This window comes from Arthrobacter crystallopoietes (genome assembly GCF_002849715.1).
GTDB classification, from domain to species: domain Bacteria; phylum Actinomycetota; class Actinomycetes; order Actinomycetales; family Micrococcaceae; genus Crystallibacter; species Crystallibacter crystallopoietes.
The window spans coordinates 3,938,796-3,961,979 of the sequence record NZ_CP018863.1; the positions used below are offsets into that span (position 1 = coordinate 3,938,796).

At 64.2% G+C, this 23,184-nt stretch carries 23 protein-coding genes; 14 read left to right on the top strand and 9 right to left on the bottom strand.

Features of this window, described 5'->3' with window-relative positions:
- The first annotated feature begins 5 nt into the window (after positions 1-5).
- The 5 genes from gap (at position 6) to AC20117_RS18150 (ending at position 3,906) form a co-directional block, all read left to right on the top strand.
- Positions 6-1,016, top strand: a complete 1,011-nt coding sequence (gene gap / locus AC20117_RS18130) for a type I glyceraldehyde-3-phosphate dehydrogenase (protein ID WP_074702462.1) — start codon at positions 6-8, stop codon at positions 1,014-1,016.
- A 24-nt stretch (positions 1,017-1,040) separates the two neighbouring features.
- Positions 1,041-2,279, top strand: coding sequence for a phosphoglycerate kinase (locus AC20117_RS18135; RefSeq protein ID WP_074702461.1), 1,239 nt, complete (start codon positions 1,041-1,043; stop codon positions 2,277-2,279).
- A 91-nt stretch (positions 2,280-2,370) separates the two neighbouring features.
- Positions 2,371-3,186: a triose-phosphate isomerase gene (gene tpiA / locus AC20117_RS18140; protein ID WP_074702460.1), complete on the top strand. Its 816-nt coding sequence runs from the start codon at positions 2,371-2,373 to the stop codon at positions 3,184-3,186.
- A 14-nt stretch (positions 3,187-3,200) separates the two neighbouring features.
- A complete protein-coding gene (gene secG / locus AC20117_RS18145) occupies positions 3,201-3,452 on the top strand; it encodes a preprotein translocase subunit SecG (RefSeq protein WP_074702459.1) in 252 nt (83 codons plus the stop codon).
- A 67-nt stretch (positions 3,453-3,519) separates the two neighbouring features.
- Positions 3,520-3,906, top strand: a complete 387-nt coding sequence (locus AC20117_RS18150; RefSeq protein ID WP_083339864.1) for an RNA polymerase-binding protein RbpA — start codon at positions 3,520-3,522, stop codon at positions 3,904-3,906.
- A gap of 51 nt (positions 3,907-3,957) precedes the next feature.
- On the opposite strand, the gene pgl is transcribed toward AC20117_RS18150, so the two are convergent.
- The 6 genes from pgl to tkt are packed head-to-tail and all read right to left on the bottom strand — an operon-like array spanning position 3,958 to position 12,086.
- Positions 3,958-4,752, bottom strand: a complete 795-nt coding sequence (gene pgl / locus AC20117_RS18155; protein WP_074702458.1) for a 6-phosphogluconolactonase — start codon at positions 4,750-4,752, stop codon at positions 3,958-3,960.
- Positions 4,742-5,683 carry a glucose-6-phosphate dehydrogenase assembly protein OpcA gene (locus AC20117_RS18160; RefSeq protein WP_074702457.1) on the bottom strand — a complete coding sequence of 314 codons (942 nt, stop codon included), beginning with the start codon at positions 5,681-5,683 and terminating at the stop codon, positions 4,742-4,744. Before AC20117_RS18160 ends, pgl begins: the two co-directional genes overlap by 11 nt.
- Positions 5,680-7,224 (bottom strand): glucose-6-phosphate dehydrogenase, encoded by a 1,545-nt coding sequence (zwf, locus tag AC20117_RS18165; RefSeq protein ID WP_074702456.1) that lies wholly within the window; start codon positions 7,222-7,224, stop codon positions 5,680-5,682. Before zwf ends, AC20117_RS18160 begins: the two co-directional genes overlap by 4 nt.
- Entirely contained in the window at positions 7,224-8,846 is a 1,623-nt protein-coding gene (locus AC20117_RS18170) for a phosphoglucose isomerase-related protein (protein WP_074702455.1), read from the bottom strand. Before AC20117_RS18170 ends, zwf begins: the two co-directional genes overlap by 1 nt.
- Positions 8,847-8,850: 4 nt before the next feature.
- The gene (gene tal / locus AC20117_RS18175; protein WP_074702454.1) at positions 8,851-9,966 is read right to left on the bottom strand and encodes a transaldolase; all 1,116 of its coding nucleotides are present in this window, start codon (positions 9,964-9,966) and stop codon (positions 8,851-8,853) included.
- Between the two features lie 11 nt (positions 9,967-9,977).
- Entirely contained in the window at positions 9,978-12,086 is a 2,109-nt protein-coding gene (gene tkt, locus AC20117_RS18180; RefSeq protein ID WP_083339863.1) for a transketolase, read from the bottom strand.
- 419 nt (positions 12,087-12,505) lie between these two features.
- Here tkt and AC20117_RS18185 point away from each other — a divergent pair, with 419 nt between their 5' ends.
- Together AC20117_RS18185 and AC20117_RS18190 are read left to right on the top strand one after the other, a co-directional pair.
- A complete protein-coding gene (locus tag AC20117_RS18185; RefSeq protein WP_074703420.1) occupies positions 12,506-13,471 on the top strand; it encodes a heme o synthase in 966 nt (321 codons plus the stop codon).
- A gap of 39 nt (positions 13,472-13,510) precedes the next feature.
- Complete coding sequence (locus AC20117_RS18190; protein ID WP_074702452.1) at positions 13,511-14,419, top strand: dihydrodipicolinate synthase family protein; 909 nt, start codon at positions 13,511-13,513, stop codon at positions 14,417-14,419.
- On the opposite strand, the gene AC20117_RS18195 is transcribed toward AC20117_RS18190, so the two are convergent.
- From AC20117_RS18195 to AC20117_RS18205, 3 genes are read right to left on the bottom strand one after another with little or no spacing between them, the layout of a single operon-like run.
- Positions 14,416-15,384 (bottom strand): COX15/CtaA family protein, encoded by a 969-nt coding sequence (locus AC20117_RS18195; RefSeq protein WP_236777364.1) that lies wholly within the window; start codon positions 15,382-15,384, stop codon positions 14,416-14,418. The genes AC20117_RS18190 and AC20117_RS18195 overlap by 4 nt on opposite strands.
- A 5-nt stretch (positions 15,385-15,389) precedes the next feature.
- Positions 15,390-16,133, bottom strand: coding sequence for an ABC transporter permease (locus AC20117_RS18200; protein ID WP_074702450.1), 744 nt, complete (start codon positions 16,131-16,133; stop codon positions 15,390-15,392).
- Entirely contained in the window at positions 16,130-17,080 is a 951-nt protein-coding gene (locus AC20117_RS18205; protein ID WP_083339862.1) for an ABC transporter ATP-binding protein, read from the bottom strand. Before AC20117_RS18205 ends, AC20117_RS18200 begins: the two co-directional genes overlap by 4 nt.
- 131 nt (positions 17,081-17,211) lie before the next feature.
- On the opposite strand from AC20117_RS18205, the gene AC20117_RS18210 reads away from it, so the two are divergent.
- From AC20117_RS18210 to AC20117_RS18240, 7 genes are all read left to right on the top strand, one after another.
- A complete protein-coding gene (locus tag AC20117_RS18210) occupies positions 17,212-17,982 on the top strand; it encodes a helix-turn-helix transcriptional regulator (RefSeq protein ID WP_083340017.1) in 771 nt (256 codons plus the stop codon).
- Entirely contained in the window at positions 17,982-19,466 is a 1,485-nt protein-coding gene (gene sufB, locus AC20117_RS18215; protein ID WP_074702447.1) for a Fe-S cluster assembly protein SufB, read from the top strand. Before AC20117_RS18210 ends, sufB begins: the two co-directional genes overlap by 1 nt.
- Positions 19,466-20,749, top strand: coding sequence for a Fe-S cluster assembly protein SufD (gene sufD, locus AC20117_RS18220; protein WP_074702446.1), 1,284 nt, complete (start codon positions 19,466-19,468; stop codon positions 20,747-20,749). The genes sufB and sufD overlap by 1 nt, the downstream gene beginning before the upstream one ends.
- Complete coding sequence (locus AC20117_RS18225) at positions 20,749-21,108, top strand: non-heme iron oxygenase ferredoxin subunit (RefSeq protein WP_074702445.1); 360 nt, start codon at positions 20,749-20,751, stop codon at positions 21,106-21,108. Before sufD ends, AC20117_RS18225 begins: the two co-directional genes overlap by 1 nt.
- A gap of 60 nt (positions 21,109-21,168) precedes the next feature.
- Positions 21,169-21,933: a Fe-S cluster assembly ATPase SufC gene (sufC, locus tag AC20117_RS18230; protein ID WP_074702444.1), complete on the top strand. Its 765-nt coding sequence runs from the start codon at positions 21,169-21,171 to the stop codon at positions 21,931-21,933.
- 2 nt (positions 21,934-21,935) lie between these two features.
- Entirely contained in the window at positions 21,936-22,265 is a 330-nt protein-coding gene (locus AC20117_RS18235) for a metal-sulfur cluster assembly factor (RefSeq protein ID WP_074702443.1), read from the top strand.
- 133 nt (positions 22,266-22,398) lie between these two features.
- Positions 22,399-23,181 (top strand): Pr6Pr family membrane protein, encoded by a 783-nt coding sequence (locus AC20117_RS18240; protein WP_074702442.1) that lies wholly within the window; start codon positions 22,399-22,401, stop codon positions 23,179-23,181.
- Positions 23,182-23,184: the final 3 nt, after the last annotated feature.

Here is a 23,184-nt window from a genome sequence, read left to right on the forward strand (position 1 = left end):
GAACTGTGACAACTCGTGTTGGAATCAACGGTTTCGGACGTATCGGCCGCAATTTTTTCCGGGCAGCGCTGGCTCAGGGCGCCGATCTGGAAATAGCGGCAGTCAATGACCTGACGGACGCCAAGACCCTGGCCCATTTGCTCAAGTACGACAGCGTCATGGGGCGCCTGTCCGAAAGCATCGAACTCAAAAACGGCGATCTCGTCGTGGCCGGACAAATCGTCAAGGTGCTGGGGGAGAAAGACCCCGCCCAACTGCCGTGGAAGGACCTCGGCGTGGACATCGTGATCGAGTCCACCGGGTTCTTCACCAAAGCCGAGGACGCCAAGAAACACATCGATGCCGGCGCCAAGAAGGTCATCGTTTCCGCCCCGGCCTCCGGTGCTGATTTCACCGTAGTGATGGGTGTCAACGAGAGGGATTACGACGCCGGATCGCACCACATCATCTCCAACGCCTCCTGTACAACCAATTGCCTTGGTCCGCTCGCGATGGTCCTGCACGAAAAATTCGGCATCGAGCGTGGCCTGATGACCACCATCCACGCCTATACGGCGGACCAGAATCTCCAGGACGGCCCGCACCGCGACCTGCGCCGTGCCCGCGCCGCGGCAATCAACGTTGTTCCCACCTCCACCGGGGCCGCGAAGGCCATCGGCCTGGTCCTGCCCGAGCTCAAGGGCAAACTGGACGGCTACGCAATCCGCGTTCCGGTACCTACCGGTTCGGCGACGGACCTGACCGCCACCGTATCGAGGGAAGTCACCGCGGAAGAGGTCAATGCGGCTTACAAGGCGGCCGCAGGCGAGGAACGGCTGGCCGGTATCCTGACCTACTCGGAGGATCCACTGGTGTCGTCCGATATCGTCACAGACCCGGCATCTTCGATCTTCGACTCCGGACTGACTAAGGTTATTGGTAACCAGGTCAAAGTAGTCGCGTGGTACGACAACGAATGGGGCTACTCCAACCGCCTGGTGGATTTGACCGAACTGGTCTCTTCCAAACTCAGCTGACTTCGCTAACCGCTAAGGGTAGGTATGACTGCACGCGCTCTTGATGAATTGCTCGCCGAAGGCGTCCGCGGACGCCACGTCCTGGTGCGCTCGGATCTGAACGTTCCGCTGGAAGGCGAGGGTGCTTCCCTCGCTGTCGCCGACGACGGACGGATCCGCGCATCGCTGCCCGTCCTGCACAAGTTGGCCGAAGCAGGGGCGCGCGTCATCGTGATGGCCCATCTGGGCCGCCCCAAGGGTGAGCCGGAGGAGCGGTACTCGCTGCGCCCCGCCGTCGTACGCCTGAAAGAGCTTGCCCCGTTCACGGTCAAGTTTGCCGAAGATACCGTGGGTGACGGCGCCAAATCGCTGGCAGCGGACTTGCAGGACGGAGAGGTGCTGGTGTTGCAGAACCTCCGTTTCGATGCGCGGGAAACCAGCAAGGACGACGCGCAGCGGCAGGCGTTTGCCGAAGAACTCGCTGCCTTGACCGGCGGTAACGGCGCTTACGTGGATGATGCCTTCGGTGCCGTGCACCGCAAGCATGCGAGCGTCTTCGACATCGCTGCCAAGCTGCCCGCCTTCCAAGGCGATCTGGTCCGGACCGAACTCGAAGTCCTCACGCGTCTGACCGACGCGCCGCAGCGGCCCTACGTCGTCGTCCTGGGCGGTTCCAAGGTCTCGGACAAACTGGCCGTGATCGATAATCTTTTGGGCCGGGCGGACTACATCCTGGTCGGTGGCGGAATGGTGTTCACCTTCCTCGCGGCGCAGGGGTACAAGGTCGGCGCGAGCCTGCTGGAAGAAGACCAGTTGGACACCGTGCGCGGCTACCTGGCCAAGGCCAAGGAAAGCGGCTGCAGCTTCATCCTGCCGACGGACATTGTCGTGGCCGAGAAGTTCGCCGCCGACGCGGCGCACGAAGTGGTACGGGCCGATGAGATGGAAGGTTCGCGCTTCGGCGCCAGCGGCATCGGTCTAGACATCGGTCCCGATTCGGCCGAGGCATTCGCCCAGCAGATCCACTCGGCCAACACCGTGTTCTGGAACGGGCCGATGGGTGTCTTCGAATTCGACGCCTTCGCCCACGGCACCCGGACCGTTGCCAAGGCGCTGACCGGGAGCGACGGATTCACCGTTGTCGGCGGCGGGGACTCGGCGTCGGCAGTGCGGAGCCTGGGCTTCGACGACAACGCTTTCGGCCATATCTCCACCGGCGGCGGGGCCAGCCTGGAGTATCTCGAGGGCAAGGCGCTGCCCGGACTCATCGCACTGGACCGCTAGGCTTCGGCGCACCAACCACCTGCACCTGTGCAGCGTGGGAACCGCTTTGCGGAACCCACGCTGCACTGACCCGACATGACTGGAGACCCTTGTGACCACCTCGACCAACGGCAAGTTTGACCGCACACCGCTGATCGCCGGCAACTGGAAGATGAACATGGACCATGTCCAAGGCATCACCCTGCTGCAGAAACTGGCGTGGACGCTCAGCGACGCCCGGCACGACTACAGCCGGACGGAAGTGGCGGTCTTCCCTCCCTTCACCGATCTGCGCGGCACCCAGACCCTGGTCCGGGGCGACGATCTCAAGATCGTTTACGGCGGCCAAGATCTTTCCCAGTTCGATTCCGGTGCCTACACCGGGGACATTTCCGGACAGTTCCTCGCCAAGCTCGGCTGCAGCTACGTGCTCGTGGGCCACTCCGAGCGGCGCACCATCCATGGTGAATCCGATGAGCTGCTCAACGCTAAGGTGAAGGCCGCTTACCGCCACTCGCTGGTGCCCGTGCTCTGTGTCGGCGAGGGCCTTGAGGTGCGTCAGGCGGGCAACCACGTTGCCCACACCCTGGAGCAGGTTCGCGCGGATCTGGCCGGGCTTGCAGCGGACGATGCAGCCAGGCTTGTCATTGCCTACGAACCGGTATGGGCGATCGGAACCGGGGAAGTTGCCGGGCCGCTGGACGCCCAGGAAATGTGCGCCGCGATCCGCGCCGAAATCGCCGACTTGTACGACGACGCCACGGCTGCTGGCGTTCGGTTGCTGTACGGTGGCTCGGTCAAGGCTGCCAACGCTGCCTCGATCCTGAAGGAACGGGACGTCGACGGCCTGCTCGTGGGCGGCGCCAGCTTGGACGCCGCCGAATTTGCTAATATTGTCAGGTTCGAACACCACTTGGTGACGGACTAACTCGAAAGGCGACTGTGGACGCTCTTAAGATCACGTTGCAAATCCTGCTGGGCATCACCAGTCTGTTGCTAACCCTGCTGATTCTGCTGCATAAAGGCCGCGGCGGCGGCATGTCCGACATGTTTGGTGGTGGAATGACCACCTCCCTGGGTTCTTCTGGTGTCGCCGAGAAGAACCTCAACCGGTTCACCGTTATTCTCGGCCTGACGTGGGGCGCTGTCATTGTTGCCCTCGGGCTCATCATGCGTTTCGGCGCCGAGGCATAAGGAACTTTTCTCCCGTTTGTCTCCGGCCGGTCGTAGACTGGTTCCAGATCTACTCAATCGACCGGAGATGAACGTCATGCACCCCTCGCATGGGCTGCGGGCAGTCCGGGTCGGCTCAGTCACAGGCGCAGGGCTCGCCGGATGGCAGGCCAACTCAGGACGCTCGCTCGATTTCGTCCGCAAGGTACCCGTCCGCTACTGGTGTCCGCAGGGCCACGAGACCGTCCCCGTTTTTGCCGACCTGACCGAAGCGGAGATCCCCCAGTCCTGGGACTGTCCCAAATGCGGCCAGACGGCAGGGCGCGAACGGGGACTGTTGGTTCAACACAGCGGCGATGAACCATTCAAAAGCCACCTCGACTACGTCAAGGAACGCCGTACGCCAGCGGAGGCGGCTGAGGCCTTGGATCGCGCATTGACCGAACTGCGGCGACACCGGACCGCACCAGGCTAGCCATGCTTGCCGAAGCTGGTCCGGCGGCCGCCGCGGTTACAACAAGGGCGGCTAGAACGTCTCCCCGCCGGCCAGCAGCGAGTCCGGGAGCTGGCTCGCGGCGGCCTGGTCCAGCATCCACAAAGTCTCTTCGCGGCCCTTTGGCCCGGCAGCGGGAACCTGCACCGGGCCGGCTCCGGCAAGTGCCAGTCCCACGGCTCCGGCCTTGTCATCGCCTGCCACTACCAGCCAGATTTCCGCAGCGGAGTTAATGGCGGGCAGAGTCAGGGATACACGCTGCGGCGGCGGTTTGGGAGAGTTCTCGACGCCAACAACAGTGCGCTCCTCCTCGCGGATGCCTGCCATTTCGGGAAACAGTGATGCAATGTGGGCATCGGGGCCGACGCCCAGCAACAGGACGTCGAACGTGGGGACAGGCATCTGCGCGCCATCCCCGCCTTCCAACCGGGCGGCTTCCCGGAGCTCTTCGGCGTAGGCATCAGCAGCGTCGAAGGGGGTGGCGTGCTCGTCCGCGGAGCCGAAGGGGTGGACCCGCGACTCGTCTACCTCGACCAGATCCAGCAGTGCCTGCCGTGCCTGCAGTTCGTTGCGGTCCGGGCTGTCCTTGGCCACAAAGCGTTCATCGCCCCACCAGAAGTTCACCCGGCTCCAGTCCACGTCCGTGCGGGATGGTTCGGCCGCAACCGCCTTGAGGGTATTGATGCCCAAGGTACCGCCCGTGAGGACGACGGTGGCTTCACCGCGTTCGCGCTGGGCAATCGCCAGCCGGCCGACCAGTCTGCGCGCTACGGCAGCGGCAAGGATTTCCTGATCGGGATGGACGTGGAGAACTGGTTCAGCGTTCACTGCGGCGTACACTCCTTAGATTCGTGCGGGGCAGACCCTCGGTGATGACCTCCCCGAAGACTTCGTCCGGGTCGAGTCTGCGCAGTTCCTCTGCCAGACACTCTTCCACGGATCGACGGGGGAGGGTAATGCGCTGGACTGGCTGTCCCGGTTGGATCAATTCCGCGACGCTGAGGCCTGGCCGGAGGATGCGGATGTCGCCCTTCGGCCGGCATAGACGCACGCCTCGGATTCCGGTGCCGGCAGGGTCTTCGATGATTGTCACCGGAGCATCCAAGGCCAGCGTCAACCAGGCTGCCAGCAGCACCGTGCTTGGGGAGTCGGATGCGCCTTCCACGGCGACGGAGGTAACGGGGGAGTGATCCACCTGGTCCAGTACCGCTGCCAGCTGGATGCGCCAGTTCGTCAGGCGTGTCCAGGCCAAATCCGTATCACCGGCTGCATAGGTGCGCCGAAGCGAGTCCAGCGCGGTCTTGGGATCCGGCTCGTTCGCCGAGTCCGTGATCCTGCGGTGGGCAATCCTGCCGATCGAGGTGGCGGACGCAGCCTCGGGCATACCGTGCGGCCACCAGGCGACGATGGGGGCATCGGGCAGCAGCAGGGCCGACACCAGGGATTCGCTCTCTGTGGCCAGCTGGCCATGCCCGTACAGGACGACTACCTCGGACGCACCCGCATCGCCGCCTACCCGGATTTGCGCGTCAAGCCTGGTCGCTTCGGCCGCTCCGGCGTCGACCAGGACGATGATCCGGCAGGGGTGTTCACGGCTTGCCACGTTAGCGGCCTGAATGGCGGTTTCCTCGTGGCCGGCAGTAGTCAGCACCACCAAGGTCAGAACGCGGCCGAGCGCCACCACCCCACCTCGTTCGCGCATAGCCATGATTTCCTTGGAGACCTTGGACGAGGTCGTATCAAGCAGGTCAACAATCACGGCCTTCTCCAGGTGCGTCCATCGCGGGCGAGGAGTTCATCGGCCGAGGCCGGCCCCCAGCTTCCGGGTGAGTAAGTCTCGGGCTTGGTTCCGCTGCGGGCCCAGTATTCCTCGAATGGATCGAGGATCTTCCAGGAGAGCTCCACCTCCTGGTGCCGGGGGAACAGCGGTGGTTCTCCCAGCAGCACGTCCAGAATCAGACGTTCGTACGCCTCGGGGCTTGATTCGGTAAAGGCGTGTCCATAACCGAAGTCCATCGTGACGTCGCGGACTTCCATCTGTGTCCCGGGTACTTTGGAACCGAACCGGATAGTTGCCCCTTCATCCGGCTGCACCCGGATGACCACAGCATTCTGGCCGAAATCGTCGTCCTTGTGATCCCGAAAGAGCAGATTGGGCGCGCGTTTGAGTACGACGGCGATTTCGGTCACCCGCCGCCCGAGGCGCTTGCCCGCCCGGAGGTAGAACGGTACCCCGGCCCACCGGCGGGTGTGGATATCCAGTCGCAGGGCAGCATACGTCTCCGTGGTGGAATCCGGATTGAACCCTTCCTCCTCCAGGTAGCCCTTGACCTTTTCGCCGCCCTGCCAGCCGCCGGTGTACTGGCCCCGAGCCGAGTGCGTGGACAGGTCCTCGGGCAGCCTCACGGCGGCCAGGACCTTTTCTTTCTCGGTGCGCAGGTCCTCGGCGTTGAAGGAGATCGGCTCTTCCATCGCGGTCAGGGCCAGCAACTGAAGCAAGTGGTTCTGGATGACATCGCGGGCCGCACCCACGCCGTCGTAATAACCTGCGCGGCCGCCGATTCCGATGTCCTCGGCCATGGTGATCTGGACATGGTCCACGAAGTTGGCATTCCACAGCGGCTCGAACATCTGGTTGGCAAAGCGCAATGCCAGAATATTCTGGACGGTTTCCTTGCCCAGATAATGGTCGATGCGGAAGACGGAGTCAGGCGGGAAGACCGACTCGACAATATCGTTCAGTTCGCGCGCGGACTCGAGGTCGTGGCCGAACGGCTTTTCGATCACGACGCGGCGCCATTTCCCCGGTTCCGCCTGAGCGAGCCCGTTGGCGGACAACTGCTGGCACACCTGTTCGAAGTCCTTGGGCGGGATGGACAGGTAGAAGGCATGATTGCCCTGGGTCCCGCGCTGTTCATCCAAATCCGCCACGGTCTGCTTCAACCGGGCGAACGCTTCGGAGTCGCCGAATTCACCTTGGACGAAGCGGATGCCGCCGGACAGCTGGGTCCACACGTCCTCGTTGAAGGGGGTGCGTGCGTACTGCTGCACGGAGGCCTTGACCTCCGCTGCGAAGTCCTCGTCCGTCCATGGACGCCGGGCAAAACCGACCAGCGCAAAGCTCGGCGGCAGCAGCCCCCGGTTAGCAAGGTCGTACACCGCGGGCATGAGCTTCTTCCGTGACAGGTCCCCGGTGACGCCGAAGAGTATCAGCGAGGAGGGCCCCGCGATCCGGTTCAGTCGTCGGTCCCGCGGGTCCCGAAGAGGATTGACGCGCCGCGCACTTTCAGTTCCTGGCATTAGGGCTTTCCGTCGGAGAGGGAGGCCACGGCCTCCTGCAGTTGTCTCGTTCCTGCCTGGCGGTCCGTGAAATGGAGCCTGAGAACCGGCCGGCCATGATCGACAAGGACCTGTGCATCGCCCGCTGCCTGTGCGGAAATCAGCTCCCCGAAGGTGAACGGCCGGTCCGGAATCCGGACATCTTCTTCGCTCGCCCCGGTGATCTGCAGGTAGACGCCTACGGCCGGGCCACCCTTATGGAACTGCCCGGTGGAATGCAGGAAACGAGGACCCCAGCCAAAGGTGACCGGGCGTTGGGTCAGCGACGCCAGCCTCGGTCTCAACTGCGCCAGCTCCGCCTGGCCAAACCGGTCCAGATACGCCTGCACGCTCAGGTAGCTGTCCGTGTCAAGGGTTCCCAGTAGCGCCTCGAGGGCTTCGGCAACGGTGCCGGCTCCGTTGAGCCAGGCGCCGTTAGCACGGATTTCCACGGCACGGTCCACAGCCGCAGGTTCCGGCGTTTCAGGACGTTCGTCCAGCATTCCCCGGGCAGCAGTCTTGGCCGCCTCCACATCCGGCTGGTCGAAGGGGTTGATGCCGAGCAGCAGCCCGGCGACCACGGTGGCGTATTCCCACAGCAGGAGCTGGCTGCCGAGGCTGCCCGCAACCGCTACTTCGTTCTCGCCCAGCTCGATTTCCGCCTCGGTATCCACCAGTCGGATGACCAGCACATCTGCCGCATCCATCGACAGCTCGGGAGCTTCGGGCTCCACTACCACCGGCAGGATTCCGGTCCCTTGCTTGCCGGTCGACTCAGCTATCAGCTGCTCGGCCCAATCGGCGAAACCAACGATGCCGGAGCCTTCATCCGTAATGACGATCTTGTTGCGAAGAGGTTCGGTGCCGCCGAGGGCAGCGCCCAAGGCCAAAGCCATGTTCTCCGTTGCGTCTTCGGACAGTATCTCGGCTGCCTCTTCCGCGTCGGCGAGTAGTTCGTCGATATCCACACCGGCAAGACCCGACGGAACCAGACCGAAGGCGGTGAGCGCGGAATAGCGTCCGCCCACGTTCGGGTCCGCGTTGAAGACGGCACGGTACCCGGCTTCCCTGGACGCGGAGTCCATGGGGGAGCCGGGATCCGTCACGACGATGATCCGCTCGGCCGCATTGATGCCTGCCTGCTTGAACGCGTTTTCAAAAACGCGCCGCTGCGAGTCCGTTTCCACAGTGGAACCGGACTTGGAAGACACCACGATCGCGGTTTCACTCAGACGTTCGGCCAACGCGGCGGCGACCTGCTGCGGGTCGGTGCTGTCCAGGACGGTCAGCTCGACGCCGGCCGTATTGCTGATGACCTCGGGCGCGAGCGAGGAACCGCCCATGCCTGCCAGCACAATACGCGTCACGCCTTCTGTGCGCAGTTCATCACGCAGCTTCAGGATCCGGGGGACCAACGGCCGGGAAACCTCCACGGCCTCGACCCAGCCCAGCCGGATTGAAGCCTCCGATTCGGCATCCGGGCCCCAAAGCGTATGGTCCTTGGCTGCTATCCGCGAGGCCACCTTATCCTTGGCCAGTTTGGGCACGTGCTGGTCAACGGCTGCCAGCGCTGCCCCTGACGCCTGGAACGACAACGACCCCATGCGCTTAGTCCTGTCCCGCGTCGTCCAGGGCGGTGCGGACGGTTCCCAGCAGCTCATTCCAGCTGACTACGAACTTGTCCAGGCCCTCTTCCTCGAGCTGCTCAACAACTTCCTTATAGGAGATGCCCTGCGCATCCACTGCATCGAGGACCTGGTTCGCGTCGGCGTAAGTGGCGGAAACGGTGTCGCCGGTTACTTCGCCGTGGTCCACCATTGCTTCGAGCGTCTTCTCCGGCATGGTGTTGACAACGCCCTTGGCCACGAGCTCAGTCACGTACATCGTGTCCGGGTATGACGGGTCCTTGACACCAGTGGACGCCCAGAGGGGACGCTGCGGCTTCGCTCCGGCCTCGGCCAGGACCTGCCAGCGTTCGCTGCTGAACTGCTCTTCATAGATCTGGTAGGCCAGCCGGGCATTCGCGATGCCGGCCTTGCCCTTGAGTGCCTTCGCTTCGTCCGTTCCAATCGCATTCAAACGCTTGTCGATCTCGGTGTCCACGCGGGACACGAAGAAAGAAGCAACCGAGTGGATGTGCGAGAGCTTGTGGCCGTTTTCCTTGGCCTGCTCCAGCCCCAGCATGAACGCGTTGATGACTTCTCGGTAGCGCTCCAGGGAAAAGATCAGCGTGACGTTGACGCTGATGCCTTCCGCGAGCGTGGCAGTGATGGCTTCAAGACCTTCCACCGTCGCGGGAATCTTGATGTGCACGTTGCTGCGGTTGACCTTGGCATGGAGCTTCTTGGCCTCCGCGATAGTTCCTGCGGTATCGCGGGAAAGACGGGGATCCACTTCGATGGACACACGGCCGTCAACGCCTCCGGTGGCCCGCGAGAGCCCGGAGAAAACGTCGCAGGCTTCCGATACGTCGTCCGTCGTGATCGCGAAGACTGCCGCGTCGACGTCTGTACCCTCGATAGCGAGTTCTTCTACCTGCGAAGCGTAGGACTCACCGTCCTTAAGTGCAGCGGCGAAGATGGACGGGTTGGTCGTCACGCCGACGACGTTCTTCTCCGCGATCAGGTCCTTGAGCGAGCCCGAGGTGATCAGTTCGCGGGACAGGTCATCAAGCCAGATCGAGACTCCGGCGTCGGAGAGGGCCTGGGTGTTCTTGTTTGACATGGGGAATCTCCTTAAGAAGCAGTGGCTTGGGCGAGCGACTCACGGGCAGCGGCCACAACAGCCTCGGCCGTGATGCCGAATTCGCGGAACAGCGTCTTGTAGTCGGCAGAAGCGCCGTAGTGCTCAAGGCTGACCGAACGTCCGGCGTCGCCCACCAGTCGGTGCCAGCTCTGGGCGATTCCCGCCTCGACGGAAACGCGTGCCTTGACCTCGGCAGGCAGCACGGACTCGCGGTAGGCCTGGTCCTGCTTGTCGAACCATTCCACACACGGAACGGACACAACCCGGGTGGCAACGCCGTCGGCCTGCAGCGCCTCGCGCGCCTCGACCGCCAGCTGGACCTCGGAACCGGTAGCCAGCAGGATGACCTGAGGCTGCACGTCGGATCCTTCGGCCTGGGCTTCGGCCAGGACGTAGGCGCCCTTGGCAACATTGTCGGCGGTAGCGAATCCGCCCTCGCCGCGGTCGAACACCGGCAGGTTCTGGCGGGTCAGCACGATGCCGGCGGGGTGCTCATGGTTTTCCAGGATCGTCTTCCAGGCCTGCGCTACCTCGTTGGCGTCAGCAGGGCGGACGACGTCGAGACCCGGGATCGCGCGAAGGCTCGCCAACTGCTCAACCGGCTGGTGTGTGGGGCCATCCTCGCCCAGACCGATGGAATCGTGGGTCCAGACATAGATCGAGGGAACGCCCATCAGGGCGCCAAGCCGGATGGCCGGACGCTGGTAGTCGCTGAAGATCAGGAAGGTGCCGGAAAAGGCACGCGTTTTGGAACTGAGCACGATCCCGTTGACGATGGCAGCGGCCGCATGTTCACGGATTCCGAAGTGCAGGACCCGGCCGTACGGATTGCCTGACCAGGCATCGGTCTGCTTGCCGGTCGGCACAAACGACGGGGAGCCCTCGATGGTGGTGTTGTTGGACTCGGCCAGGTCGGCGGAGCCTCCCCACAGTTCCGGCAGCACCGGGCCAATGGCGTTGAGTACCTTGCCCGAGGCGGCGCGGGTGGAGACGTCCTTGCCCGCTTCGAACTCCGGCAGGGCTTCTTCCCAGCCCTGCGGAAGTTCGTACTGCTGGACCCGGTCCAGCAGCGCGGCGGCGTCCGCGTTGGCCTGGCGCCAGTCCTGGTAGCCCTTCTCCCATTCGGCGCGGGCTTCCTTGCCGCGGGCGGCAACCTGCCGCGCGTGGTCCAGCACCTCGGAAGCGACCTCGAAGCGCTGCTCCGGGTCGAAGCCGAGGACTTCCTTCACCGCGGCGACCTCTTCCGCGCCGAGAGCCGAGCCGTGGATCTTGCCGGTATTCTGCTTCTTCGGTGCCGGCCAGCCGATGATGGTCCGCAGCGAAATAATGGAAGGCTTGGTGGTTTCGGCCTTCGCGGTCTTGAGGGCGTTGTACAGCTCCTCGATGTCTTCTTTGTACTCGCCCGTCTTGGTCCAGTCCACACGCTGCGTGTGCCAGCCATAGGACTCGTAGCGCTTGAGCACGTCTTCGGTGAACGAAATGTCGGTGTCGTCCTCGATGGAAATATGGTTCTCGTCGTAAAGCACTACGAGGTTGCCCAGTTCCTGGTGCCCCGCCAGCGACGAAGCTTCCGACGTCACGCCTTCCTGCAGGTCGCCATCGGAGGCGATGACCCAGACGGTGTGGTCAAACGGGCTTTCGCCGGCGGCAGCACCGGCGTCGTAAAGACCGCGGGTGCGGCGCTGCGCGTACGCGAAGCCCACCGCGGACGCCAAGCCCTGGCCCAGCGGGCCGGTGGTGATTTCGACGCCGGCAGTGTGGCCGTATTCGGGGTGTCCCGGAGTCAGTGAGTCCCAGGTCCGGAGCCGGCGCAGGTCCTCGATTTCCAGGCCGTAGCCGGAGAGGAAGAGCTGGATGTAGAGCGTGAGCGACGTGTGCCCGGGGGAGAGGATGAAACGGTCGCGGCCAACCCAGGCCGGATCGGCCGGATCATGGCGCATCATCTTCTGGAAGATCAGATATGCGGCCGGGGCCAGACTCATAGCGGTACCGGGGTGGCCGTTGCCGACCTTTTCCACGGCGTCTGCCGCCAGTACGCGTACGGTATCTACCGCGCGCTGGTCCAGGTCTGTCCAGGACAGTTCTTCCGTATGTGGCACCGTTGCGGGCCCCTCTCTAATCGTTCGGCCAGCAGGAACCCGGATGAAGGTCCCATGCAGTTCCAGTCATGAGACTGCTACGCGGCCATTGCACCGGACGACGTGCGCTTCGCCGGAGATTCCCCGGTATGGCGCCCGCCACAGTCTGCATGGCCATCAAGTCCCACCTTAGCGTCTCAACGGGCCGCGTACAGAGGATGTGCAAGGGTGGGATGAGTAACAGTCGGACACACAGCAGGGCCCGCGAGCATCCGGTTCAGCGGCCGCTCGGGATGCCGGGAGATTTCTACAAGCGATAGAGCGTATAATGAAGATGCACTTTGGCCCTTGCCTGCCCGGATGGGCGGCGCCCGGTGCCGTGGCCGCGTTGGCTACGCTGATACCCAGATCATCTCCAGCAGAACTGAGTGGTTTTTTCCTTGAAGATCCAGAGCGCTCCGGAACAGGTAGCTGACGCACCCGTAAAGACCGGTTTCGGACGCAAGGCCAAGGCCTACGTATCGCTCACCAAGCCTCGTGTCATGGAGCTGCTCCTGGTAACGACGCTGCCCACCATGATCTTTGCGCAAGGCGGCTTCCCGGATGTCTGGCTGATGGCGGCCACTATGATCGGTGGAGCCTTGGCAGCCGGATCGGCCGGATCATTCAACTGCTATATCGACCGGGACATGGACAAGCTCATGCAGCGGACCGAGAACCGGCCGCTGGTGACCGGCGAGGTGACTCCCCGCGAGGCGCTGGTATTCTCCTGGATTCTTGGCATCGTGGCAGTAGTGCTGCTGTGGTTCGGGGCCAATCCGCTGGCAGGCATGCTCGGGGTCGGCGCCATTTTCTTCTACGTGGTCATCTACACACTGATCCTCAAGCGCCGCACCGCGCAGAACATTGTCTGGGGCGGCGCGGCCGGCTGTTTCCCGGTACTGATTGCCTGGGCCGCGGTGACCAATACTGTTGCCTGGCCTGCCGTGATCCTGTTCATGGTGATCTTCCTCTGGACCCCGCCGCACTACTGGCCGCTGTCGATGAAGTACAGCGACGACTACAACGCTGCCAACGTCCCGATGCTCGGCGCCATCGCCAGCGCACGCCAGGTATCCGTCCAGGTCGTTCTCTACGCCTGGGCCACGCTGGCATGCTCGCTGCTGCTGGCTCCGGTGGGTGGCGCCGGCTGGGTGTACACCATCGCCGCATTGCTCGGCGGCGGCTGGTTTGTCTACGAATCCCACCGGCTTTACAGCCTCGCCAAACGCGGGACCGAGACGGTGGAGACCACCAACAAGTCCGCCATGCGGGTCTTCCACGGCTCCATCAGCTACCTGACGGTACTGTTCCTGGCCCTCGCCGTGGATCCGTTTGTGGGCGGCCCGGTCTTCGCCGCGCTCTAGCCCAGCTCGAATGGGCGATCCGTGTTCTAGGATGGCCCAATGACAGTCTTCCGCGGCCTCATTGCGTACCCCATCACTCCGTTCCGGCCGGATGGAGCGATCAACTTCGACGAGCTCGTACGCCACCTGGCGGACCTGGCGGTTTCCGGGGTCGATTCCATCGCCATCCTGGGCAGCTCCGGCAGCTTCGCCTACCTGAACCGTAATGAGCGGCGGCAGGTCCTGGAAACCGGCGTCAAAGCGATCAAGGCAGCCAATCCCGACCTTGCCGTGATTGGCGGGGTCAGCGCCGTGGGAACGCGTGAGCTGCTGCTGAACATTGAGGACGCGCAAGCCGCCGGCGTGGACGGTCTCCTGGTTTCCACGGTGTCCTACGTGCCGCTCAATGAGGATGAGGTACACGCCCAATCGCTGGCGGCAGCAGCATCCACCGCCTTGCCCATCTGTCTTTACAGCAATCCCGGGACAACCCAGTTCTCCTTCAGTCTGGAACTCATCGCCGAGCTCGCCCGGGTACGCAATATCGTCGCGGTAAAGGAATCCGCCGCCGACACCGAGACCTTCCTGCACCGGGATGAACAATTGCGGAGGATGGTTCCGGAAGGCTTCAGCCACGGGATGAGCGGTGATGTCCTCATCGGCGAAGCCGGTGCAGCTGCCGATGCCTGGCACAGCGGGCCGGCTTCGGTGCTGCCGCACCATTACCGCCTCCTGCGCGACGCGGCTGTCAACGGGGACACGGACAAGCTGGCCGACGCCCGGCAGGTCATGGCGCCGCTGCTGAACTACTTCAACAGTCTGCGGAAGCTGAGCAACCTCTACGCTCTGGCCCGCGCCGCCGGGGTGGACGCGGGCGATCCGCGGCGGCCTTTGCTGCCGCTGCCCGGCAGCAGCCAGCGTGAGCTGGCCCGGCTGCTGGACGCCCTGCCGGATCCCGCCTCCGTCTAGCTGCTGTGGACTTGTTTCTGGCCGGTTGAGTGCGCGCCGTGCACGGAGAGCGGCTGCCGCGTGACGCCCACGTACACAACATGTGTGCAGGCGGCGGCAAGCAGCGCGGCGCCAAGCATATGCAGGCCCACCAGCACGATGGGCAGCCCGGTGAAGTGCTGGACGTAGCCAATGGCGCCCTGCAGCAGAATAACGACGGCGAAAAGCACCATCGGCCGGCGCAGCTCGGACAGCTGCGCGTGCCGGTGCACCATGACCAGGAGTACGACGGCGGTGGCAACCAGCAGGTAGACGGGCGCCACGTGGACGCGGGTCATCAGGTCAGGGTCCAGGTTGTTCCGCGGGGCCTCCGCGTCGCCTGCATGCGGGCCGGAGCCGGTTACGATGACTCCCAGCACGATCGCTACCAGGGTCAGGACCGCGCTGGCCCAGAGCAGCTGGCGTACGGTCGCCGTCGAGCGCTGTTGCTGGACCGTGCCTGCCTGGTCATTGTCCAGCCATGCCCGGTGGACCAGGACTGTCGCTGCGGCAACCATCGTGATGGAAACGACGAAGTGGCATCCGACGACCCAGGGATTGAGCTGGGTCCAGACCGTGATGCCGCCGATGATGGCCTGGGCCGGGATACCGGCCAGCAGTGCGACGGAAAGGTAAAACAGGTCTTTGCGACGCTGGGCCATTTTCCACACGGACACCAGCATGGCGAAGGCGATGGCCGCCAGCAGGAAGGTCAGCAGCCGGTTGCCGAATTCGATGGCGCCGTTGATACCCATTTCGGGCGTGGCGACCAGGGATTCCGGCGTGCATTTGGGCCAGGTGGGACAGCCCAGGCCGGAGGAGGTCAGCCGGACGGCGCCTCCGGTCACGATGATGAGGATCTCGGAGGCGAGCGAGGCGACGGCCAGACCGCGGACGGTCTTGTTGGGGGAGCCCGGCAGCCTGCGCGTCAGTTGCTCAATAGTCACTTGGGTCAGCTCCATTTAAACCAGCGGATAGCGGCAAGGCCGGCGAGCACCGTCCAGGCCAGCAGGACGATCGATGCCGTGAGGTTGAATTCGGCGTCCATCAGGGCGCTGCGCAGGGCATCTCCCAAGGCGCTCGAGGGCAGCAGCTGGGCAGCGGGCTCGTAGACATCGGGCCAGCTGGCCGCAGGGAACAGCAGTCCGCCGGCAGCGGCCAGCAGGACCCAGAGCAGATTCGTGATGGCCAGCGTTGCTTCCGGCCGTGCCGTGCCCGCGATCAGAAGTCCCAGCGAGGTGAAGGCCCCGGCGCCCAGGATCAGCTGCACGGCTGCGGGCAGGATCCCGCCCGGTTCCGGGCTCCAGCCAAGCAGCAGGGCCGCCGTGCCGATGACGACCACCTGGATGGCGAGCACGGACAGGACCGCGATGACCTTGCCCAGGATCAGCCCGCTTTGCCCCAGCGGCGTGGTGGAGAGGAACCGCAGCACCCCGTACCGTCGGTCGAAACCGGTGGCGATGCCTTGGCCAGTCAGCCCGGTCGACACCGCGCACAGGGCCAGCACACCCGGAGCGGCCATATCGACCCGGCTATCGGTGAACTCGTCCAGCAACGGCGTGATCGTCAGGCCGATCAAGGCCATGAGCGGCAGGATGACAGCGATCAGCAACTGTTCGCCGTTGCGCAGCATCGTCATGGTTTCGTAACGGCCCTGCAGGAGGACCCGGCGGGCCAGGGAGGCAGGCGCGTTCACCGCAGCCCCTTCCCGGAAATGTCCAGAAACACGTCCTCAAGGGAGCGCGGAGCCATGTGGATGGCAGTAGGCATGATGTCCTGTTCCTCCCAGAACCTTGCCAGTGCGGCAAGATCGGCCGGGATCAGATTGCCCGCTACGGTGTACCGGCCGGGCACGGTCTCGTGGACGGACAGGCCTGCCAGGCCGGTCAGATCCAGTCCGGGGCGGGAGTCGAAGGTCAGCAGCCGTTCGACGCCGCTGCTTTCGTCGGTGGCCTTCGTCAGTTCGGCGACAGTGCCGTGCGCAACTGTTTTGCCGGCGTCGATAATAAAAACGTAGTCCGCGAGCCGCTGGGCATCGTCCATCAGGTGGGTTGTGAGGATGATGCCCAGGCCCTCTGTACGCAGTTCCTGGATGAGATCGAAAACAACCGCCCGTGACTGCGGATCGAGTCCGGCGCTGGGCTCGTCGAGGAAGAGGACCTCGGGGTCTCCGACCAGTGCCGCGGCGAGGGCAACGCGCTGTTTCTGGCCGCCGGAAAGCCGCCGTACGGGAGTGTTCCCGAAGTTGTCGATCCCCAGGCGCTTGACCAGGGCATCTACATCGCGGGGGCTGCGGTACATGCCGGCGACGTGCTTGAGCAGCGGGATGGGCCGGATGGCCTGGGGCAGGCCGCCCTCCTGGAGCATGACCCCCACGCGGCTGCGCAGTCCGGCGCCGGCTTCATGCGGGTCCTGGCCGAGCAGGCGAACGGTTCCGCCGTTGGGGCGGGTCAGGCCCTGGGCGCATTCAAGGGTGGTGGTCTTGCCGGCTCCGTTGGCGCCGAGCAGGGCCGTTACCTGGCCGGGATAGGCACGCAGATGCACGCCGTCGATAACCCTGACCATTTTGCCGTCCAGAGCTGCTACCGGCCCAAGATCTTTAACGAGCCCCTGGATATCGAGGCAGGGTTCGGTGTTAGGCACCAGATCATTCTACGTGATGTAGAGGTGGCCGCGGGCGGTACTGCCAACCGCTCTGCGCTCCGCCTGGGAGGCTAAGGCCAGCCTTACTGGAGGCCGGGAACATAATAAGTCATGATTGTGTTGTGTATTCCATGAACAACTCTGCTGTTCCGCGCGCCCAGGCCGCGGAATCCGAGGAGCGTACCCGGGACCGGGTGCTGAGCGCAGTCCTGGAGCACGGTCCCGTCAGTGCCGCTGAGCTCGGCGATCGCCTCGGCTTCACGCCAGCTGCGGTCCGCCGCCACCTTGATGCCCTGTCCCGCGGCGGACTCATCGAGGTCAAAATGGTAGCCAATTCCGCCACCGGCGCCGGGCGGCCGGCGCGCAAATACGTCCTCAGCCGGCAGGGCCAGTCGAAGCTGGGGAATGACTATCTTGACATAGCACGCGGGGCGCTCAGCGCACTGGGCAGCATTGCCGGCCCGGACGCCGTAACGGAGTTCGCCCGCCAGCGTTACGAAGACATGGAGCGGCGGTACCGTCCCGTGGTCGAGGCCGCCGGAGCGTCCGTCGAGGCGCGGGCCGAGGCATTGGCGAAGGCGCTGAACGAGGACGGCTTTGTCGGATCCACCACGGTGGTGGGCGCCAAGGCCGCACACAGCACCATGTTGGCAGTCCAGCTATGCCAGGGGCACTGCCCCGTCCAGCAGCTGGCTGCCGATTTCCCTGTCTTTTGCGACAGTGAAACCGAAGTTTTCTCCCGCCTGCTGGGGGTAGACGTCAGGCGTCTGTCCACGCTGGCCAGCGGGGGACATGTTTGTACGACCCATATACCAGTGGGCCGAACAAAGTCTGCGGTCCGGGATTCCGGGCCGACGGCAGGCACCAGAAGAGTATCCATCAATCTGCAAGAGAGGCCGTGATGACGGACCAAGTGGATCAGCGAGTCCAGGATGCCGTCGGTAGCACCGACGTGCCGGACACCACCATTTCCGAAATTCTTGAGAAGAACCCCGAGCTGCACGGCATCGGCAACTATGAATATGGCTGGGCCGACAAGAACGACGCCGGCGCCAATGCACGCCGCGGGCTGAATGAAGAGGTTGTCCGCGACATTTCGGCCAAGAAGAGCGAGCCGCAGTGGATGCTCGATCTGCGGCTGAAGGGCCTGAAGTACTTCGACCGCAAGCCCATGCCGACCTGGGGCGCGGATCTTTCCGGCATCGACTTCGACAACATCAAGTACTTTGTCCGGTCCACCGAAAAGCAGGCGAAGACCTGGGAAGACCTTCCCGAGGACATCCGCAACACGTATGAAAAACTCGGCATTCCCGAGGCCGAGCGCGAACGCCTGGTCTCCGGCGTCGCCGCCCAGTACGAGTCCGAGGTTGTCTACCACCAGCTCCGCGAGGACCTGGAAGCCCAGGGCGTCATCTTCCTGGACACGGACACCGGACTGAAGGAACACCCGGAGATTTTCGAAGAGTACTTCGGCTCCGTCATCCCGGTGGGCGACAACAAGTTCGCTTCGCTGAACACCGCCGTCTGGTCCGGCGGCTCCTTCGTCTACGTCCCCAAGGGCGTCCACGTTGAGATCCCGCTGCAGGCCTACTTCCGCATCAACACGGAAAACATGGGCCAGTTCGAGCGCACGCTGATCATCGCCGACGAGGACTCCTACGTCCACTACATCGAAGGCTGCACCGCGCCGATCTACACGTCGGACTCGCTGCACTCCGCCGTCGTCGAAATCATCGTGAAGAAGGGCGCACGCGTCCGCTACACGACCATCCAGAACTGGTCCAACAACGTGTACAACCTGGTCACCAAGCGTGCCATTGCACACGAGGGCGCCACGATGGAATGGATCGACGGCAACATCGGCTCCAAGGTCACCATGAAGTACCCGGCCGTGTACATGGTCGGCGAACATGCCAAGGGCGAGACCCTGTCCATCGCCTTCGCCGGCGAGGGCCAGCACCAGGACACCGGTTCCAAGATGGTCCACCTCGCGCCGAACACCTCCAGCGCGATCGTGGCCAAGTCCGTGGCCCGCGGCGGCGGCCGCTCGGCGTACCGCGGCCTGGTCCAGGTCCGCGAAGGCGCCAAGAACTCGAAGAACAGCGTCGTCTGCGATGCGCTGCTGGTGGATACCATCTCGCGCTCGGATACGTACCCGTACATCGACGTCCGTGAGGACGACGTGACCATGGGCCACGAGGCAACCGTGTCCCGCGTCAGCGAAGAGCAGTTGTTCTACCTGATGTCGCGCGGCCTGGCCGAAGACGAAGCCATGGCCATGATCGTGCGCGGCTTTATCGAGCCGATTGCCCGCGAACTGCCGATGGAATATGCGCTTGAGCTCAACCGCTTGATCGAACTGCAAATGGAAGGATCCGTAGGTTAATGACTGAGATCACTGAAAAAGCAAGGATCGGTGCTCCGGCCATTGACGGCTTCACCGAAGAGGGCGAAAACCTCTCGCCGGCGAACCCGGACAACTCCCCGCTGGCAGGCGCCAGCGCCAAGAGCCACAGCCACGGCGGCGGCGTAGGCGTTCCGGACAGCTCCCGCGCCGGCCGGCTGACTTCGTACAAGGTCGAGGATTTTCCTGTCCTGACGGGACGCGAAGAAGACTGGCGCTTCACCCCGCTCAAGTGGCTGCGTGGACTGCACACCCAGGCGCTGACCGGTGCCGCGCCTTCCGTTGCCGTCACCGGCCCCGAAGGTGCCGAGCGTCCGGCCGGCATCATTGTGGAAACCGTGGGCCGCGACGACGCGCGCATCGGCAGCGCCGGCATTCCGGAGGACCGCGTTTCCGCGGCGGCCTGGGAAGCCTTCAGCGAAGCCACCGTGGTGACCATCCCCGCCGAGGCCAGCATCGAGACCGCCGTAGGCATCTCGGTGACCGGCAGCAGCAAGGACCCGTCCGCGCAGCACATCGTGATCGTCGCGGAGAAATTCTCCAAGGCTGTTGTCGTGCTGGACCACAAGGGCAGCGGCACCGTCTCCCAGAACGTCGAGATCGACGTGCAGGACGGCGCGGAACTGACCGTGGTTTCCGTCCAGGAATGGGACGACGACGCTGTACACGCCTCCTCGCAGCAGGCCAAGGTGGGCCGTGACGCGAAGTTCAAGCACGTCGTGGTCAGCCTTGGCGGCGACCTGGTCCGGGTCACGCCGTCCGCACGGCTGAAGCAGACCGGTTCCGACGTCGAGATGTTCGGCCTGTACTTCGCCGACGCCGGCCAGCACCTGGAACAGCGCCTGTTCGTCGACCACGCAGTGCCGAACTGCAAGTCACGTGTGCTGTACAAGGGCGCCCTGCAGGGCGAGAACGCGCACACCGTGTGGGTTGGCGACGTCCTGATCCGCAAGGAAGCCGAAGGAACCGACAGCTACGAGGCCAACCGAAACCTGGTCCTCAGCGACGGCGCCCGGGCGGACTCGGTACCGAACCTCGAGATCGAGACGGGCCTGATCGATGGCGCCGGCCATGCCAGCACCACCGGCCGTTTCGACGATGAGCACCTGTTCTACCTGATGGCCCGCGGCATCGACGAGAAGACCGCCCGCCGCCTGGTGGTACGCGGCTTCCTGAACGAGATCATCCAGCAGATCAAGGTTCCGGCACTCGAAGAGCGCCTGACCGAGGCTGTTGAGCGGGAACTGGCGGCAGGGAACTTCTGATGTCCGAAGCTCCACGCGGCAAGCTGGTGTGCAGGGCCTCCGACATTCAGGTGAAGGCGGCCCTGCGCATCCTGGTCGACGACTATCCGGTCGCCATCGTCCGGGACTCCGAGGGCGGCCTCCATGCACTGGGGGACACCTGTTCGCATGAGGACTATTCCCTGTCCGAGGGCGATGTCGAAGACGGCACCATCGAATGCTGGGGCCATGGCTCGCAGTTCGATCTGCGCAGCGGCGAACCGCTGAGCCTGCCGGCCTTCGAGCCGGTGCCGGTCTTTGCGCTGGAGCTGGACGGCGACGATGTGTACGTCGACGTCACCACGGTCACCAACGGAGCTCCCGCTCCGGATTTGCACTAAAAACTTTACGAACTTCACACCGCGGCCGGGCAGAACGGCTGCAGAGGAGAAAGCAGACAGATGTCTACTCTGGAAATCAAGGACCTGCACGTCAGCATCGAGACTGAGCAGGGCAAGAAGGAAATCCTCAAGGGCGTGTCCCTGACGATCAAGACCGGCGAGATCCACGCCATCATGGGCCCCAACGGTTCGGGCAAGTCCACGCTGGCCTCCACCATCGCCGGCCACCCGCGCTACACCGTGGACTCCGGTTCCATCACCCTGGACGGCGAAGACGTGCTGGAGATGAGTGTGGATGAGCGCGCCCGCGCCGGCCTCTTCCTGGCCATGCAGTACCCGGTCGAGGTGCCCGGCGTGACCATGACCAACTTCCTGCGCACTGCCAAGACTGCCCTGGACGGCGAAGCTCCGAAGCTGCGCACCTGGACCAAGGACGTCAAGGAAGCCATGAGCCAGCTGCGTATCGATGCGGACTTCGCCCAGCGCAATGTCAACGAAGGCTTCTCCGGCGGCGAGAAGAAGCGCGTGGAGATCCTGCAGCTCGAACTCTTCAAGCCGAAGTTTGCCATCATGGACGAGACCGACTCGGGCCTGGATGTCGACGCGCTGAAGGTTGTCTCCGAAGGCCACAACCGTGTCCACGAAACCGGAGCGATGGGCACCCTGCTCATCACCCACTACACGCGCATCCTGCGCTACATCAAGCCTGAATTCGTCCACGTGTTCGTCGACGGACGCATCGCTGAAGAGGGCGGCCCCGAGCTGGCCGACCGTCTGGAAGAAGAAGGCTACGACCGTTTCCTGCCGACTGCAGCAAAGGCCTGATCATGACCGAAGCCAACATTTCGCAGACCTCTCTCGAGGATGTTGAAGAGGCCCTGAAGGACGTCATTGACCCGGAACTCGGCGTCAATATCGTCGACCTGGGCCTGCTCTACGGACTGAAGTACGCCGAGGACGGCGCCCTGCTGATCGATATGACGCTGACCACGGCTGCCTGCCCGCTGACGGATGTCATCGAGGAGCAGACTGCCCAGGCACTGGACGGCGTAGTCGATGACTGGCGCCTGAACTGGGTATGGATGCCGCCGTGGGGTCCGGAAAAGATTACCGACGACGGCCGCGACCAGATGCGCGCGCTCGGCTTCAACATCTGACCAGCCTCATTGCTGATGGGCGGACTTCCCTGCGGAAGTGCGCCCCGCCAGAGGGCCGGGAACCGGAAACGGGACCCGGCCCTCTGGCCGTTTAATCCCCCCGCTGGCGAAGCTTCGGCGCTAGCATCAAGTTATGGGTGAAGTGGCCGTGACCAGGTCCGCCGGCGGGCGGTACGACGAAGTTTTCGTGGCAGGCATGTACCACGGGGTGGTGGCGCTGGCCGCTGTCCTCGGCCTGGTGCTCCAGGTAATGGCCATGCTCGAGTCGCCCGCCTACGCCCTGGCACCGGCCCACCAGTGGTGGAATTATCTGGGCTACTTCAGTGTCCAGGCAAGTGCGTTGGTCTTCATCGTCTCCCTGAGCCTGCTGATGGATTCCGCCCGCGAGGCGGGCCCGGTTTGGCGGGCGGTGCGCGCGGTCTCGCTGATAGCCGTCCTCCTCGTTTTCCTGTTCCAGTTCACCGCGTTCCGGGGACTGCCGGACTTCACCGCGCTCAGCAGCACGGCGGTCATGGCGGACCGGATGTTGAACTATGCGGTTCCGGTGCTGACGGTGACCGGCTGGCTCATCTTCGGGCCGCGCCCACGGATCGGCCTGCACACCATAGTCTGGTCACTGCTTTATCCCGCCGCCTGGCTCATCGGTAGTCTCGTCCGCGGCGCCGCCACCGGCTGGTACCCCTACCCTCCACTCGACGCCGGGGCCAACCCGCTTGCCGCCGTCGTTGTTAATGGTCTTTTGCTGCTGCTGATCTGGCTGGGAGCCGGGTTCCTCTTCCTGCTCCTCGACGCCCGGATGGGACGGGAGCCGGACGGCTACCTCCCGGGTTTTGGTCCCGATGACGGTGCCGGCGCCGATGAGGGCAGCGTTGCCGATCGCAGGAAGATTGAGCCCGGCAACCCGGCTGCGGGCTGAAGC